This is a genomic window from uncultured Vibrio sp. (assembly GCF_947488985.1).
In the GTDB taxonomy this organism is placed as follows: domain Bacteria; phylum Pseudomonadota; class Gammaproteobacteria; order Enterobacterales; family Vibrionaceae; genus Vibrio.
Map to the genome: position 1 here is coordinate 1 of NZ_CANLBV010000085.1, position 16,924 is coordinate 16,924.

The 16,924-nt window shown below is 45.1% G+C and carries 13 protein-coding genes; 11 read left to right on the plus strand and 2 right to left on the minus strand.

Translation table 11 applies throughout. The annotated features are described in order from the left end of the window. The 9 genes from Q1A70_RS15480 to rpoC all read left to right on the plus strand — a co-directional run. A partial coding sequence (locus Q1A70_RS15480; RefSeq protein WP_299693487.1) for an EF-Tu/IF-2/RF-3 family GTPase occupies positions 1-723 on the plus strand: 723 nt, incomplete at its 5' end. Between the two features lie 223 nt (positions 724-946). Next, positions 947-1,324: a preprotein translocase subunit SecE gene (gene secE, locus Q1A70_RS15485; RefSeq protein WP_017631512.1), complete on the plus strand. Its 378-nt coding sequence runs from the start codon at positions 947-949 to the stop codon at positions 1,322-1,324. Positions 1,325-1,337: 13 nt separating this feature from the next. Further along, a complete protein-coding gene (nusG, locus tag Q1A70_RS15490; protein ID WP_010435556.1) occupies positions 1,338-1,886 on the plus strand; it encodes a transcription termination/antitermination protein NusG in 549 nt (182 codons plus the stop codon). A gap of 213 nt (positions 1,887-2,099) precedes the next feature. After that, complete coding sequence (gene rplK / locus Q1A70_RS15495) at positions 2,100-2,528, plus strand: 50S ribosomal protein L11 (RefSeq protein WP_026084318.1); 429 nt, start codon at positions 2,100-2,102, stop codon at positions 2,526-2,528. 4 nt (positions 2,529-2,532) lie between these two features. Continuing rightward, complete coding sequence (rplA, locus tag Q1A70_RS15500; protein WP_299693478.1) at positions 2,533-3,237, plus strand: 50S ribosomal protein L1; 705 nt, start codon at positions 2,533-2,535, stop codon at positions 3,235-3,237. A 255-nt stretch (positions 3,238-3,492) separates the two neighbouring features. Continuing rightward, positions 3,493-3,987 carry a 50S ribosomal protein L10 gene (rplJ, locus tag Q1A70_RS15505; RefSeq protein WP_010435550.1) on the plus strand — a complete coding sequence of 165 codons (495 nt, stop codon included), beginning with the start codon at positions 3,493-3,495 and terminating at the stop codon, positions 3,985-3,987. 57 nt (positions 3,988-4,044) lie between these two features. After that, positions 4,045-4,413, plus strand: coding sequence for a 50S ribosomal protein L7/L12 (gene rplL, locus Q1A70_RS15510; protein WP_017631516.1), 369 nt, complete (start codon positions 4,045-4,047; stop codon positions 4,411-4,413). Between the two features lie 235 nt (positions 4,414-4,648). Beyond that, a complete protein-coding gene (gene rpoB, locus Q1A70_RS15515; RefSeq protein ID WP_299693473.1) occupies positions 4,649-8,677 on the plus strand; it encodes a DNA-directed RNA polymerase subunit beta in 4,029 nt (1,342 codons plus the stop codon). A gap of 92 nt (positions 8,678-8,769) precedes the next feature. Next, positions 8,770-12,972, plus strand: coding sequence for a DNA-directed RNA polymerase subunit beta' (gene rpoC, locus Q1A70_RS15520; RefSeq protein ID WP_299693471.1), 4,203 nt, complete (start codon positions 8,770-8,772; stop codon positions 12,970-12,972). 346 nt (positions 12,973-13,318) lie between these two features. Here rpoC and rsd read toward each other — a convergent pair whose 3' ends face one another. Further along, the gene (gene rsd, locus Q1A70_RS15525; protein WP_299693493.1) at positions 13,319-13,816 is read right to left on the minus strand and encodes a sigma D regulator; all 498 of its coding nucleotides are present in this window, start codon (positions 13,814-13,816) and stop codon (positions 13,319-13,321) included. 167 nt (positions 13,817-13,983) lie between these two features. Between rsd and nudC the strand changes: the two genes are divergently transcribed. Both nudC and hemE read left to right on the plus strand, forming a co-directional pair. Beyond that, positions 13,984-14,778 carry an NAD(+) diphosphatase gene (nudC, locus tag Q1A70_RS15530; protein ID WP_299693468.1) on the plus strand — a complete coding sequence of 265 codons (795 nt, stop codon included), beginning with the start codon at positions 13,984-13,986 and terminating at the stop codon, positions 14,776-14,778. A 305-nt stretch (positions 14,779-15,083) separates the two neighbouring features. Further along, entirely contained in the window at positions 15,084-16,151 is a 1,068-nt protein-coding gene (gene hemE, locus Q1A70_RS15535; protein WP_299693464.1) for a uroporphyrinogen decarboxylase, read from the plus strand. Positions 16,152-16,255: 104 nt separating this feature from the next. On the opposite strand, the gene Q1A70_RS15540 is transcribed toward hemE, so the two are convergent. Next, on the minus strand, positions 16,256-16,849 hold the full coding sequence (locus Q1A70_RS15540; protein WP_299693490.1) for a uracil-DNA glycosylase family protein: 594 nt from the start codon (positions 16,847-16,849) through the stop codon (positions 16,256-16,258). Positions 16,850-16,924 lie beyond the last annotated feature (75 nt).

Here is a 16,924-nt window from a genome sequence, read left to right on the forward strand (position 1 = left end):
CGTGAACTTCTTTCTGAATACGACTTCCCAGGTGATGACCTACCAGTTATCCAAGGTTCTGCACTTGGCGCACTAAATGGCGAGAAGCAGTGGGAAGACAAGATCGTTGAGCTTGCAGAAGCACTAGATTCTTACATCCCTGAGCCAGAGCGTGCAGTTGACCAACCGTTCCTACTACCAATTGAAGATGTATTCTCAATTCAAGGTCGTGGTACTGTTGTAACTGGTCGTATCGAGCGCGGTATCCTACGTGTAGGTGACGAAGTAGAAATCGTTGGTATCAAAGAGACTACTCTTACTACTTGTACTGGTGTTGAAATGTTCCGTAAACTGCTTGACGAAGGTCGTGCAGGTGAGAACGTTGGTGCACTTCTACGTGGTACTAAGCGTGATGACGTTGAACGTGGTCAAGTACTTTCTGCGAAAGGTTCTATCAACCCACACACTAAGTTTGAGTCTGAAGTATACGTACTTTCTAAAGATGAAGGCGGCCGTCACACTCCTTTCTTCAAAGGTTACCGTCCACAGTTCTACTTCCGTACAACTGACGTAACAGGCGACATCACTCTACCAGAAGGCGTAGAGATGGTAATGCCAGGTGACAACGTTCAAATGACTGTTGAGCTAATCGCTCCAATCGCAATGGACGAAGGTCTACGTTTCGCAATCCGCGAAGGTGGCCGTACAGTTGGTGCTGGTGTTGTAGCTAAAATCTTTGCATAAGATTTGACGAACCACTAGTAAAAAGGGCATCATTTGATGCCCTTTTTCTGCGCTGAAAAAAGAGTTGAGTGATTTAACATCAATTTCGGCTCTTAGCAAAGAATTAAACGGTCTTTTTGACTAAAATGACTGTTAGATGTGTTGTTTTGCAACGCAAAGGAATGTGCCCTGCAACAGCGGGGTTATTGTCGTCTATATTTAAGACTTATCACAGGTTGGTTTTATGAAAGCAAACGCTGAAACTCCTGATAGCTCAAGTGCAGCAGATACAATGAAGTGGATTGTCGCTTTTGTTCTGTTGGCTGCTGCTGTTGTGGGTAATTACCTGTATGGTGAATTGTCTGTTGTAATTCGCGCTGCAGGTGTAGTTGTGCTGATTGCTGCCGCACTAGGCGTTGCAGCAACAACAACTAAAGGTAAAGCTGCGATCGATTTTGCAAAAGAATCTCGTATGGAGATTCGTAAAGTTGTTTGGCCTACTCGCCAAGAAACTATGCAAACTACATTGATCGTTTTAGCTGTATGTATTGTTATGTCTCTAGTGCTTTGGGGAATTGACGGCATTATGGTCCGTCTAGTTTCTCTAGCAACTGGGGTGTAGAGGGTTCTGATTCATGAGTGAAGCTCCAAAAAAACGTTGGTATGTAGTTCAAGCCTTTTCTGGCTTTGAAGGTCGTGTTGCACAGTCGCTACGCGAGCATATTAAAATGCACAACATGGAAGAACTGTTTGGCGATGTGCTAGTACCTACTGAAGAGGTAGTGGAAATGCGTGCAGGCCAACGTCGTAAAAGTGAACGTAAATTCTTCCCTGGCTACGTATTAGTTCAAATGATCATGAATGATGAATCATGGCACTTAGTACGCAGCATTCCGCGTGTTATGGGCTTCATTGGTGGTACCTCTGATCGTCCTGCACCAATCACTGATAAAGAAGCTGATGCTATCTTGAACCGTCTAGAGAAAGCGAGCGAGTCTCCACGTCCTAAGACAATGTTCGAAGCGGGTGAAGTGGTTCGTGTGAACGATGGTCCATTTGCTGACTTCAACGGTACTGTTGAAGAAGTAGATTACGAGAAAAGCCGCATTAAGGTATCTGTATCGATCTTTGGTCGTGCAACACCGGTTGAGCTTGAATTTGGTCAGGTTGAAAAACTGGACTGATACTCTTACCTTTTGAGCAAGTTGTGGATAAATGCTTCATAAGCTGTTCAAAATTAAAGAGTATAAAAAATCACCTTTTTAGGGTTGTTAAAGGCGCGAATTATGATTATAATTTCGCGCCTTTTTGCTTCTGCGGAAGTAAAAAAGAGTTAATTGAAATTATGGGGAGCTCGCCTTACGGCTGGCGCATGTACCCAAATATTAGGAAATATCATGGCTAAGAAAGTTGAAGCTTATATCAAACTGCAAGTTGCAGCTGGTATGGCAAACCCAAGTCCACCGGTTGGTCCTGCTCTAGGTCAACACGGCGTGAACATCATGGAATTCTGTAAAGCGTTCAACGCAAAAACAGAATCTGTTGAGAAAGGTCTACCTACTCCAGTAGTTATTACTGTTTACAACGACCGTTCTTTCACGTTCGTAACTAAGACTCCACCTGCTGCTGTTCTTCTTAAGAAAGCTGCTGGCGTTAAGTCTGGTTCTGGTCGTCCAAACACTGAAAAAGTGGGCACAGTAACTGACGCTCAAATCCAGGAAATCGCAGAAACTAAAGCTGCTGATATGACTGGTGCTGACATCGAAGCAATGAAGCGTTCTATTGCTGGTACTGCTCGTTCAATGGGCCTAGTGGTAGAGGGATAAGATCATGGCAAAACTTACTAAGCGTATGCGCGTAATCCGCGACAAAGTTGACTCAACTAAAGAATACGAAATCAACGAAGCTGTTGCTCTTCTTAAAGAACTAGCGACTGCTAAATTCGTTGAGTCTGTAGACGTTGCTGTTAACCTAGGCATCGATGCTCGTAAATCTGACCAAAACGTTCGTGGCGCAACTGTGCTACCTCACGGTACTGGCCGTGACATCCGCGTTGCTGTTTTCACTCAAGGTGCAAACGCAGAAGCTGCTAAAGCTGCTGGCGCAGATATCGTTGGTATGGAAGATCTTGCTGAGCAAGTGAAAAAAGGCGAAATGAACTTCGACGTAGTTGTTGCTTCTCCAGATGCAATGCGTGTTGTTGGTCAACTAGGTACAATCCTAGGTCCACGCGGCCTTATGCCAAACCCTAAAGTTGGTACTGTAACTCCTAACGTTGCTGAAGCGGTTAAGAACGCTAAAGCTGGTCAGGTTCGTTACCGTAACGACAAGAACGGCATCATCCACACTACTATCGGTAAAGCATCTTTCGAAGCTAACCAGCTTCAAGAGAACCTAGAAGCACTTCTAGTTGCTCTTAAGAAAGCTAAGCCTTCTTCAGCTAAGGGTACTTACCTGAAGAAAGTAAGCATCTCAACTACGATGGGTGCTGGTGTTGCTGTTGATCAGGCTAGCCTGAACACTCTAGCAAACTAATTTGCTTAGGCGCAGATTTAGTGTATACTTCTGCGCCTAATATTTGTGGTTGGGTGATTTTTAAAGCAGTTTAATCATCATCTATCCCAAGACCGTAGGCGCTGTTGATTTTCATTAGATTATTGATAGCTTAATAAAACCTACGTAGGCGATGTTGTGGTTTGAAGTGGATTTATTCATTTTTAAAAAATAACATCGTAAACGCTCAATACATTTTGTACTGAGTGCTGTAATCACAACCAGAGGTTAATCCAAATGGCTTTAAATCTTCAAGACAAAAAAGCAATTGTTGCTGAAGTCAACGAAGCTGCCAGTGGTGCACTTTCTGCAGTTGTAGCTGATTCTCGTGGCGTTGAAGTTGGCGCAATGACTTCTCTACGTAAACAAGCTCGCGAAGCGGGTGTTTACATGAAAGTTGTTCGTAACACACTAGCACGCCGTGCGGTTCAGGGTACAGACTACGAGTGTCTAGTAGACACTTTCACTGGTCCAACTCTGATCGCGTTCTCTAACGAGCACCCAGGTGCTGCAGCGCGTCTTTTCAAAGACTTCGCTAAAGAGAATAAAGATTTCGAGATCAAAGCTGCTGCATTTGAAGGCGCAGTTACTGATGCTGAAGTACTAGCGACACTACCAACTTACGACGAAGCTATCGCACGCCTAATGATGTGCATGAAAGAAGCTTCTGCTGGCAAGCTGGTTCGTACTATCGCTGCTGTTCGCGACCAAAAAGAAGAAGCTGCGGCATAAGCCTTGCTTTTCACTGGTTGCTATTTAAACTTATTGTTGACTTAAAAGAGAATTGTTATGTCTATTACTAACGAGCAAATCCTAGACGCAGTTGCAGAAATGTCTGTAATGCAAGTTGTTGAGCTTATCGAAGCTATGGAAGAGAAATTCGGCGTTACTGCAGCAGCTGCTGTTGTAGCTGGCGGCGCAGCTGGCGGCGACGCTGCTGCTGAGCAAACTGAATTCGACGTTATCCTAACTGCTGCTGGCGCTAACAAAGTACAAGTTATCAAAGCTGTACGTGGCGCAACTGGCCTAGGTCTTAAAGAAGCTAAAGGTCTTGTAGACTCAGCTCCTGCAGCGCTTAAAGAAGGCGTTGACAAAGCTGAAGCTGAAGCTCTTAAAGCACAGCTAGAAGAAGCTGGCGCTTCTGTTGAAATCAAGTAATTATTACTTAATTTCATAGCCGCAAGGCTAATGGCTGGTGGTTTATTAACCACCGGCCTTTTTGCGCTGTAGGGCTATGACGAAATTTCCGCTGTTTAACCGTCATAATCCGAGCAAAAAAACAGTCATTTTTTCGAAATGATTGTTCACTACCACTAAACAGCTGTTTGTCACCACCCCCTCTGAAGAGTGTTTTGGGTGGTTTGGGTCACTTATCAGCGAGCTGAGGAACCCCATGGTTTACTCTTATACCGAGAAAAAGCGCATCCGTAAGGATTTTGGTACTCGTCCACAAGTTTTGGACATTCCATACCTGTTATCGATCCAGCTTGATTCTTTCGACAAATTCATCGAACAGGATCCAGAAGGTCAATACGGTCTTGAAGCTGCTTTCCGTTCTGTATTTCCAATTCAGAGCTACAACGGCAATTCTGAGCTGCAATACGTTAGCTACCGTCTTGGTGAGCCAGTTTTTGACGTTAAAGAATGTCAAATCCGCGGTGTTACTTACTCAAAGCCACTACGCGTAAAACTACGCCTAGTTATCTTTGATCGAGATGCACCAGCAGGTACTGTAAAAGACATTAAAGAACAAGAAGTCTACATGGGCGAAATTCCGCTTATGACAGACAATGGTACTTTCGTAATTAATGGTACCGAGAGGGTTATCGTATCCCAGCTGCACCGAAGCCCAGGCGTGTTCTTCGACAGTGATAAGGGTAAGACCCACTCATCAGGTAAAGTTCTTTATAACGCACGTGTAATTCCTTACCGTGGCTCATGGTTAGACTTTGAGTTCGATCCTAAGGATAACTTATTCGTACGTATCGACCGTCGTCGTAAACTACCAGCATCGATTATTCTTCGTGCACTTGGTAAATCGACTGAAGAGATCCTAGATCTGTTCTTCGACAAGGTGAACTTCGAAGTGAAAGACCAGACTCTACTTATGGAGTTGGTTCCAGATCGTCTACGTGGCGAAACTGCGTCATTCGACATCGAAGCAAACGGCAAAACTTACGTTGAGACTGGTCGTCGTGTTACTGCTCGCCATATCCGTCAACTTGAAAAAGATGGCGTTGAGCACATCGAAGTACCAGTAGAGTACATCGTTGGTAAAGTTGCATCTAAAGATTACATCAACGAAGCAACTGGCGAGATCATCGTTGGTGCGAACCAAGAGATTAGCCTAGAAGCACTTGCTAACCTGTCTCAAGCAGGCCACAAAGCTCTAGAAACTCTGTTCACGAATGACCTAGATCACGGTCCATTCATGTCAGACACTCTACGTGCTGATAGCACAGTAGATCGCATCTCTGCATTGGTAGAAATCTACCGCATGATGCGTCCTGGCGAGCCACCAACGAAAGAAGCTGCAGAATCATTATTCGAAAGTCTATTCTTCTCTGAAGATCGTTACGACCTATCAACTGTAGGCCGTATGAAGTTCAACAGCTCTATTGAGCGTGAAGAAGAAGAAGAGCGCGGTACTCTGGATGAGTCAGACATCATTGAAGTGATGAAGAAACTGATTGGTATCCGTAACGGTAAAGGCGAAGTGGATGATATCGACCACCTTGGTAACCGTCGTATCCGTTCTGTAGGTGAAATGGCAGAGAACCAATTCCGTGTTGGTCTAGTTCGTGTTGAACGTGCCGTTAAAGAGCGCCTAAGCCTTGGTGATCTTGATGCAATCATGCCTCAAGACCTTATCAACGCTAAGCCGATCTCTGCTGCAGTTAAAGAATTCTTTGGCTCTTCACAGCTTTCACAGTTCATGGACCAAAACAACCCATTGTCAGAAGTGACGCACAAACGTCGTATCTCTGCTTTAGGTCCTGGTGGTCTTACTCGTGAGCGCGCAGGCTTTGAAGTACGTGACGTTCACGTAACTCACTACGGTCGTCTATGTCCGATCGAAACGCCTGAAGGTCCAAACATCGGTCTAATTAACTCGCTATCTGCGTTTGCGCGTTGTAACGATTACGGTTTCCTAGAAACGCCGTACCGTCGCGTTGTAGATGGTGTAGTAACAGAAGAAGTTGATTACCTGTCTGCAATCCAGGAAGGTCAATTCGTAATCGCACAGGCAAACACAGTTCTTACTGAAGAATCTACGTTTGCAGATGAGCTAATCACTGCTCGTCAGAAGGGTGAATCTGGTCTTCACTCACGCGATCACGTTGACTACATGGACGTTGCGACAAACCAAGTAGTATCTATCGCTGCTTCGCTTATCCCGTTCCTAGAACACGATGATGCGAACCGTGCATTGATGGGTGCCAACATGCAACGTCAAGCTGTACCAACACTTAAGGCTGATAAGCCTCTAGTAGGTACTGGTATCGAACGTAACATCGCAGTTGACTCTGGTGTTACAGCGGTTGCTAGACGTGGTGGTCAAGTTCAGTCTGTAGACGCTTCTCGTATCGTAGTTAAGGTTAACGAAGATGAATTGGTACCTGGCGAAGCTGGTATCGATATCTACAACCTAACTAAGTACACGCGTTCGAACCAAAATACATGTATTAACCAACGTCCAACTGTACTTCCAGGTGAACCAGTTGCACGCGGCGATGTTCTTGCTGATGGTCCTTCAACAGACCTTGGTGAACTTGCTCTTGGCCAAAACATGCGTATCGCATTCATGCCTTGGAACGGTTACAACTTCGAAGACTCGATCTTAGTATCTGAGCGCGTAGTTCAAGAAGACCGTTTCACGACTATCCACATCCAAGAACTATCTTGTGTGGCTCGTGATACTAAGCTGGGCTCTGAAGAGATCACAGCTGATATTCCAAACGTAGGTGAGTCTGCTCTGTCTAAACTAGACGAGTCAGGTATCGTTTACATTGGTGCTGAAGTTAAGGGTGGCGACATCCTGGTTGGTAAAGTAACCCCTAAAGGTGAAACTCAACTGACTCCTGAAGAGAAGCTACTACGTGCAATCTTCGGTGAGAAAGCATCTGATGTTAAAGATACTTCTCTACGTGTACCAAACTCTGTTTCGGGTACTATCATCGATGTACAAGTCTTCACTCGCGATGGCGTAGAGAAAGACAAGCGTGCACTTGAAATCGAACAGATGCAGCTTAAAGAAGCGAAGAAAGACCTAACTGAAGAGTTCCAAATTCTTGAGGGTGGCCTTCTTAACCGTGTTAAAGCTGTACTTCTGTCTGGTGGTTACTCTGAAGCTAAGCTTGATACTATCGGCCGTAAGCAATGGCTAGAGCAAGTTCTAGAAGACGATGCGCTACAAACACAGCTTGAGCAACTTGCTGAGCAGTGGGATGAGCTAAAAGCAGACTTCGATAAGAAGTTTGAAACTAAGCGTCGTAAAATCACTCAAGGTGATGATCTAGCGCCTGGCGTTCTTAAGATTGTTAAAGTTTACCTAGCGGTTAAACGTCGCATCCAGCCTGGTGATAAGATGGCGGGTCGTCACGGTAACAAAGGTGTAATCTCTAAGATTAACCCTGTTGAAGACATGCCATACGATGAGAAAGGTCAGCCTGTAGACATCGTACTTAACCCGCTGGGTGTACCATCGCGTATGAACATCGGTCAGATCCTAGAAGTTCACTTAGGTTTGGCTGCGAAAGGTATCGGTGACAAGATCAACCAAATGGTTAAGGAACAACAAGAACTGCATAAGTTCCGTGAGTTCCTACAGAAGGTTTACGATCTTGGTGATACTCGTCAGAAGGTTGATATTGCTGAACTGTCTGATGATCAAGTTCGTACACTGATCAAGAACCTACGTGGCGGTCTACCGATTGCTACTCCTGTGTTCGATGGTGCTTCTGAGTCTCTAATCAAAGAACTACTTAAACTGGGTGATCTGCCAGAATCTGGTCAGCTTAAACTGTTTGATGGTCGTACTGGTGATTCGTTTGAGCGTCCTGTAACTGTAGGTTACATGTACATGCTGAAACTGAACCACTTGGTTGATGACAAGATGCACGCTCGTTCTACTGGTTCTTACAGCCTAGTAACTCAGCAACCACTTGGTGGTAAAGCTCAGTTCGGTGGTCAGCGTTTCGGTGAGATGGAAGTATGGGCACTAGAAGCATACGGTGCTGCATATACTCTACAAGAAATGCTAACAGTTAAGTCGGATGACGTTAACGGCCGTACTAAGATGTATAAGAACATCGTAGACGGTAACCATAGCATGGAACCTGGTATGCCTGAGTCGTTCAACGTACTGTTGAAAGAGATTCGCTCGCTAGGTATCAACATCGAGCTAGAAGACGAAGAGTAATCCCTCCTCTTTATTAAAAGAAGATAGGATTATTTGGTAAAAGGGAGCTTGCTATAGCAGTGAGCTCCTTTAACTCCTTACAGGAGCTGAATGTGAAAGACTTATTAAACTTTCTAAAAGCACAGCATAAGACCGAAGAATTTGATGCAATCAAAATCGGTCTATCTTCACCAGACATGATCCGTTCATGGTCTTTTGGTGAAGTTAAAAAGCCAGAAACAATTAACTATCGTACGTTCAAACCTGAGCGTGATGGTCTGTTCTGTGCACGTATTTTTGGTCCAGTTAAAGACTACGAATGTCTTTGTGGCAAATACAAGCGCCTGAAGCACCGTGGTGTTATCTGTGAGAAGTGTGGCGTTGAAGTTACACAGACTAAAGTTCGTCGTGACCGTATGGGCCACATCGAGCTAGCTTCACCAGTTGCTCACATCTGGTTCCTAAAATCACTGCCGTCTCGTATCGGTCTACTGATGGATATCCCTCTGCGTGATATCGAACGTGTTCTTTACTTCGAAATGTACGTAGTAACTGAACCAGGTATGACAGATCTAGAAAAATCTCAGATGCTTACTGAAGAAGAGTATCTGGATCGTCTAGAAGAGTGGGGTGACGAATTCACTGCTAAGATGGGTGCTGAAGCGATCAAAGATCTGCTTTCAACAATGGACCTTCATCAAGAAGTGGAAGAGATGCGCGAAGAGTTAGAAACAACTAACTCAGAAACTAAGCGTAAAAAAGTTACTAAGCGCCTGAAGTTAGTTGAAGCGTTCATTGCATCGGGTAACGATCCGCAATGGATGATTCTGACTGTACTTCCGGTTCTTCCGCCAGATCTACGTCCTCTAGTACCACTAGATGGCGGTCGTTTTGCGACGTCAGATCTGAACGACCTTTACCGTCGTGTGATCAACCGTAACAACCGTTTGAAGCGTCTTCTAGAGCTAGCTGCTCCGGACATCATCGTACGTAACGAAAAGCGTATGCTGCAAGAGTCTGTTGATGCACTTCTAGATAACGGTCGTCGTGGTCGTGCTATCACTGGCTCTAACAAGCGTCCTCTGAAATCTCTTGCTGATATGATCAAGGGTAAGCAAGGTCGTTTCCGTCAGAACCTTCTTGGTAAACGTGTAGACTACTCTGGCCGTTCTGTAATCACAGTTGGTCCATACCTTCGTCTACATCAGTGTGGTCTTCCTAAGAAGATGGCACTTGAGCTATTTAAGCCGTTCATCTACAGCAAGCTAGAAACTCGTGGCATGGCGACGACAATCAAAGCTGCGAAGAAGATGGTAGAGCGCGAAGAAGCGATCGTTTGGGATATCCTAGACGAAGTAATCCGCGAACACCCAGTACTGCTTAACCGTGCACCTACACTTCACCGTCTAGGTATCCAAGCGTTTGAACCAGTACTAATCGAAGGTAAAGCGATTCAGCTTCACCCACTAGTGTGTGCGGCATACAACGCCGACTTCGATGGTGACCAAATGGCGGTACACGTGCCTCTAACTCTAGAAGCACAGCTTGAAGCACGTACGCTGATGATGTCGACGAATAACATTCTGTCTCCAGCATCAGGTGACCCGATCATCGTACCTTCTCAGGACGTTGTATTAGGTCTTTACTACATGACACGTGACAAGATCAACGTGAAAGGCGAAGGTATGTACCTTGCTGGCCCTGCTGAGGCTGAAAAGGCATACCGTAGTAAAGTGGCTGAGCTACACGCTCGCGTTAAAGTACGTATCACAGAAACAGTGGTAGACGAAGACGGTAATAGCACAACGAATACTGGCTTAGTTGACACAACTGTTGGTCGTGCAATGCTCTGGCAGATCGTTCCTAAAGGCCTACCATTTAGCATCGTTAACCAAAAACTAGGTAAGAAGCAAATTTCTAACCTTCTTAACGAGTGTTACCGTAAGCTTGGTCTAAAAGATACCGTTGTATTTGCTGACCAAATTATGTACGCAGGTTTTGCATACGCTGCACTTTCTGGTGTTTCTGTAGGTATCGACGATATGGTTGTACCTCAAGCGAAATACGATGAAATTGAATCGGCTGAAGAAGAAGTTCGTGAAATCCAAGAGCAATTCCAATCTGGTCTTGTTACTGCGGGTGAGCGTTACAACAAAGTTATCGATATCTGGGCATCTACCAATGACCGCGTTGCGAAAGCAATGATGGATAACCTATCTTCTGAAACCGTTATCAACCGTGACGGCGAAGAAGAACAGCAAGAATCGTTCAACAGCATCTACATGATGGCCGACTCGGGCGCACGTGGTTCTGCAGCTCAGATTCGTCAGCTAGCAGGTATGCGTGGTCTGATGGCGCGTCCAGATGGTTCAATCATCGAAACGCCGATCACTGCGAACTTTAAAGAAGGTCTAAACGTCCTTCAGTACTTTATCTCAACGCACGGTGCTCGTAAGGGTCTTGCGGATACAGCACTGAAAACAGCAAACTCGGGTTACCTAACTCGTCGTCTAGTAGACGTTGCTCAAGACGTTGTAGTACACGAACATGACTGTGGTACGCATGAAGGTATCGACATGATGCCTCACATCGAAGGTGGTGACGTTAAAGTTGCACTTTCTGAGCTTGCTCTTGGTCGTGTAGTCGCTGAAGACGTTCTTAAGCCAGGTACTGAAGAAGTCCTGATCCCACGTAATACTCTGATTGATGAGAAGTGGTGTCAGATCATGGAAGACAACTCAGTAGATAGCATGAAAGTGCGCTCTGTTGTTACCTGTGATGCAGACTTCGGTTGTTGTGCACAGTGTTACGGTCGTGACCTAGCACGTGGTCACCTAGTCAACCAAGGTGAAGCAGTTGGTGTTATCGCTGCACAATCTATCGGTGAACCGGGTACACAGCTAACGATGCGTACGTTCCACATCGGTGGTGCGGCATCTACTGCAGCAGCAGAGAACAGCATCCAAGCTAAGACTACGGGTACTGTGAAACTTCACAATGCTAAGTTCGTAATCAACAAAGACAAGAAGCTAGTTATCACTTCTCGTGCATCTGAGATGACGATTATTGATGAGTTCGGTCGTACTAAAGAGAAGCACAAACTTCCTTACGGTTCTGTACTGAGCAAAGCGGACAACGACGCAGTGGAAGCTGGTGAAGTTGTAGCTAACTGGGAAGCGCACACTATGCCAATCATCACTGAAGTGGCAGGTCGCATCCAGTTCGTTGATATGATCGATGGCGTAACTGTTTCTCGTCAAACGGATGATCTAACGGGTCTTTCTTCTTCTGAAGTTACAGATGCAGCAGCTCGTCCAGCAGCAGGTAAAGATATGCGTCCGGCTATCAAACTTGTTGATGAGCAAGGTAACGATGTAATGATCCCTGGTACTGAAATGCCAGCTCACTACTTCCTACCTGGTAAAGCGATTGTAAACATCGAAGATGGCGCTGAAGTTGGCATTGGTGACACACTATCTCGTATCCCTCAAAAATCGAGCGGAAACAAAGATATCACCGGTGGTCTACCACGCGTAGCTGACCTATTCGAAGCTCGTAAGCCTAAAGAGCCTGCGATCCTTGCTGAGCACACTGGTACTGTGTCTTTCGGTAAAGAAACGAAAGGTAAGCGTCGTCTAGTAATCACTCGTGAAGGCGGTGACGCTTACGAAGAGATGATTCCTAAGCATCGTCAATTGAACGTGTTCGAAGGTGAGAAGATTGAACGTGGTGATGTAATCGCCGACGGTCCTGAAACTCCACACGATATCCTGCGTCTACGTGGTATCCACGCAGTAACTCAGTACATCGCGAACGAAGTTCAAGAAGTTTACCGCTTACAAGGCGTTAAGATTAACGATAAGCACATTGAGACTATCGTTCGTCAAATGCTACGTAAGTGTACAATCACTCATTCTGGTGACTCTCAGTTCCTACCTGGCGAACAAGTTGAGTACCACAATGTTAAGATTGCTAACCGTAAGCTAGAAGCTGAAGGTAAAGAACTAGTACGTTTCGAACGTGATCTACTAGGTATTACTAAAGCATCTCTTGCAACTGAGTCATTCATCTCAGCTGCATCGTTCCAAGAAACGACTCGCGTACTAACAGAAGCTGCGGTTTCTGGTAAGCGTGATGACCTTCGCGGTCTGAAAGAGAACGTAATTGTTGGTCGTCTGATCCCAGCTGGTACTGGTTTCGCATACCACCAAGAGCGTCAAAAGCAACGTGAAGAAGAGCAAGAAGGTCCTTCAGCTGAACAAGCGACGGACAATCTAGCAGCACTTCTAAACGCTGGTTTCTCTTCAGAAGAGTAAGCTCTACGAGTAGTCTCTAAGAGATAAGAAAAAGGCACCTTCGGGTGCCTTTTTTGTATCTGGTGTATTGGTATTTTACGAGAAGGGTCTACAGGTTAGAACCGGCTAGGTATGCTTGATCACTTGGCTGGTGGTCTTCGTCGTGAGTGTTTTTTCGACGTCTATTTGGGTTATTTACTGGGGTGTGAGGATGAAGTTAATTCGAGTTGTCACCTCTGGTTATCGGCAAATAGATAATAGGTGCTAATTGATAGGCTCTAGTGGAGGGGCTAAGGGTTTAACTCGTAACCTTATAATCAAAACAACAAGCTTGCACTGAGGCAAGCTTGTTGGTCATTCAGTTTAACTAAGCGCCTGGCGGTACCGCTAAGCTATCGGCAATTTGCTGAATGAGTTGGTCTTCAACTTCGAACCTTGCCTCAATAATTTCGCCAATCAAAGAGAGCTCAATATCAAAGTTTTCTAGCTCATCATTGGCTTTGATTGCAGCGTATTTGTCGGTGAAATTCAGCAGAGGTTCCGTAGTGAGTACGATATGACCGTACGACTGATTTATTTCATCAGTGGCTTTAAACCCCGTTGATTGCCACTTATCCATCACCATGTCATAGATTTTGAAATGGCCTTCGGAAATATAATCAACAAGATGCTGGCTGAAGTTTTGCAGTTCTTCAGGAGAAGGAAGCTGTGTAACTGCAGCGGGCTTTGATGAAGAAGGCTGAAGTGCAGCGAGTTTACAGTATTCGACGATAAGAGATTGTCGAGTGTCGAGCCAATGATCGATGACCTCATTTGAGCCACCCCATTGTTCTTGTATTTGCTTAAATTTATTGAGCATGACCATGTCCTCATGATCTGACCACAACCTGGTGATCATTAAAATTGCCTACGCAGGGTCCGTTTTATTGATTCTCCACTAAAAGTAATAGCTTGAAATATTCTCGGCTACAACTCTAGTATGAAATTAGATTGCCAGTAAAATGAACGAACTGCAAGCGATGAGGCATAAGGATGTTAAAAAAACGTGATAATAAAATGACAGGGCAAGCTTATTGGTGCGTCGTTTCCGGTAGTGATATTTGGGTTAATAACGACCAACTTCCTTACGGCACTGCGGATGAGTTAGGGTTAAGTGGTGAATGTGCTACCTATATCGGTCGATATCAAGGACGCAAGGTATACTGGCTCAACGACTGTGATGTTGAAGGCGATTTAACGATGGTTAACCTTAGAGAGCTATTGCATTGGTCTGAGTCAGGCTTTCTGATGGCAAGCAAAGCCATTCAATATGGGTACATGACCCAAAGTATGCGTTTTTGTCCACAGTGTGGCGGTCGTAATCACCTTAATCATAATCAGGTGGCGATGCAGTGTGGAGACTGTCGAACGCTGCATTATCCTCGTATTTTTCCGTGCATCATTGTCGCTGTACGAAACGATAATCAGATATTGCTGGCTCAGCACCCAAGGCATAAAGCCGGCATGTATACCGTGATAGCGGGCTTTCTAGAGGTTGGAGAAACCTTAGAGCAGTGTGTAGCGCGAGAAGTCAAAGAAGAAACGGGCATCAATGTCGGCAATATCCGTTACTTTGGTAGTCAGCCTTGGGCGTTTCCATCGAGTATGATGATGGGCTTTCTCGCGGATTATGCTGGTGGTGTGCTTAAGCCGGATTACAGTGAGCTTTCGGATGCCCAATGGTTTGATGTTACACGCTTACCGGATGTGGCGCCTGTTGGAACCATTGCCAGACAATTGATTGAGCAAACGGTTAACGATATCAAGGGCGAGTTAGAGTATAAGTAAAAACACACAATCACCTGCTGTTGCATTTGGCCTGTCGGTGATCAAAAGCCAAAAAAAACCTCCACAAGTGGAGGGGTAAGTAAGATGTCGTTATGAGATGCTGAGCAGTGACTACTCAGATGTTATAATTGTAATTTTCGCTAGTACACAAATTTTTAACATACTCTCGTGATTGGGTGCAAATTAACCATGGGTCTAAAAGTTAATAACTTGATCTGGGTAGCAAAGCACACAGCTTTTACCCTGTAATCAGTGTTAGAATACTGATCATCAAAATTAGACAAGATTGAATTGGATTTAACGGAATGACCGAATTAAAAAACGATCGCTATTTACGCGCACTTTTAAAGCAGCCTGTTGACTACACACCGGTATGGATGATGCGCCAAGCTGGCCGCTATCTTCCAGAGTACAAAGCAACACGCGCAGAAGCGGGCGATTTCATGTCTTTGTGCAAAAACGCGGAACTGGCATCAGAAGTCACACTTCAACCTTTACGTCGTTTCCCGCTTGATGCGGCAATCTTGTTTTCAGACATCTTAACTATCCCAGACGCAATGGGCTTAGGTTTGTACTTTGAAACAGGTGAAGGCCCGAAGTTTGAGCGCCCTATCACATGTAAAGCCGATGTAGAGAAGATTGGCCTACCGGATCCTGAAGGCGAGCTTCAATACGTAATGAATGCGGTTCGTCAGATCCGTAAAGATCTGAAAGGTGAAGTGCCACTGATCGGTTTCTCTGGTAGCCCTTGGACACTAGCGACATACATGGTTGAAGGTGGAAGCTCTAAAGCATTCACTAAGATCAAGAAGATGATGTACGCAGAACCACAAACACTGCACCTACTTCTAGATAAGCTGGCTGACAGCGTGATTGAATATCTAAACGCGCAAATTAAAGCGGGTGCTCAATCGGTAATGGTATTTGATACATGGGGTGGTGTACTGACTCCTCGTGATTACAACCTGTTCTCACTGCAATACATGCATAAAATCGTTGATGGCCTAATCCGTGAAAACGAAGGTCGTCGAGTACCGGTTACTCTGTTCACTAAGAACGGCGGCATGTGGCTTGAGTCTATCGCAGCAACTGGCTGTGATGCTGTAGGTCTAGACTGGACAATCAATATCGCAGACGCGAAAGCTCGCATTGGCGACAAAGTGGCACTGCAAGGTAACATGGACCCTTCTATACTTTACGCTCAACCAGAACGTATTCGTGAAGAAGTAGGTAGCATTCTTGAAGGCTTTGGCGACGGTGGTACAGGTCATGTATTTAACCTAGGCCACGGTATTCACTTAGATGTGCCGCCAGAAAATGCTGGTGTATTCGTTGACGCTGTTCACGAACTGTCTAAGCCTTACCACAAGTAATTCTGTGTAAGATGATTGAAAGCGCTGCTGGGCAACCCGCAGCGCTTTTTTATTGCCTGAAGCTCGGCATTTAATACTTGTTGAACTTCGCCGTGTGCCGTTAATTAGGTATTTAGATCATAGTAGGCCAAATGCTCTGAGATGTGCTGCCGGATGTAAGGAATAAACTCACTCTCAAACCACGGGTTCTTCTTGAGCCAGATGTTATTACGTGGTGAAGGGTGGGGAAGTGGTAAAAATTCCGGTGCCCAAGCCTGCCAGTTTTTGACAGTCTCTGTCAGTGTTTTAGTTGTCCTTTCCTTTAAGTAATAGTTTTGCGCATACTGACCAATCAATAGAGTCATTTGGATATTGGGTAATGATTGCAGTACTTTTTGATGCCACAACTCTGTACATTCTGGTCTTGGAGGGAGGTCGCCACTTTTTCCTTTTCCTGGATAACAAAACCCCATCGGAACAATCGCGACTTTTTGTTTGTCGTAAAAAGTATCGCTATCTATCCCTAACCATTCTCTTAGCCGTTCACCACTGGCGTCATTCCAAGGAATCGAAGACTCATGCACCTTGATACCTGGCGCTTGACCGATGATCAGTAAGCGCGCGTTTGGGTGTGCTTGAACCACTGGGTTGGCACCGTGTGATAGGTGAGGCTCACAAGCTCGGCATTGTCGAATCTCTTTAAGTAACGAAGAGGACATTAGGGCGTGTTGATCTTTCGTGAGTATTTTTTGAACAGTATGGTAAAAAGTTATAATTTGCTTTGTCAAAAGTAA

Coding starts and splice junctions, on each gene's coding strand:
- secE (WP_017631512.1), top strand. CDS start 947: ATGAAAGCAAACGCTGAAACTCCTGATAGCTCAAGTGCAGCAGATACA.
- nusG (WP_010435556.1), top strand. CDS start 1,338: ATGAGTGAAGCTCCAAAAAAACGTTGGTATGTAGTTCAAGCCTTTTCT.
- rplK (WP_026084318.1), top strand. CDS start 2,100: ATGGCTAAGAAAGTTGAAGCTTATATCAAACTGCAAGTTGCAGCTGGT.
- rplA (WP_299693478.1), top strand. CDS start 2,533: ATGGCAAAACTTACTAAGCGTATGCGCGTAATCCGCGACAAAGTTGAC.
- rplJ (WP_010435550.1), top strand. CDS start 3,493: ATGGCTTTAAATCTTCAAGACAAAAAAGCAATTGTTGCTGAAGTCAAC.
- rplL (WP_017631516.1), top strand. CDS start 4,045: ATGTCTATTACTAACGAGCAAATCCTAGACGCAGTTGCAGAAATGTCT.
- rpoB (WP_299693473.1), top strand. CDS start 4,649: ATGGTTTACTCTTATACCGAGAAAAAGCGCATCCGTAAGGATTTTGGT.
- rsd (WP_299693493.1), bottom strand. CDS start 13,816: ATGGTCATGCTCAATAAATTTAAGCAAATACAAGAACAATGGGGTGGC.
- nudC (WP_299693468.1), top strand. CDS start 13,984: ATGTTAAAAAAACGTGATAATAAAATGACAGGGCAAGCTTATTGGTGC.
- hemE (WP_299693464.1), top strand. CDS start 15,084: ATGACCGAATTAAAAAACGATCGCTATTTACGCGCACTTTTAAAGCAG.
- Q1A70_RS15540 (WP_299693490.1), bottom strand. CDS start 16,849: ATGTCCTCTTCGTTACTTAAAGAGATTCGACAATGCCGAGCTTGTGAG.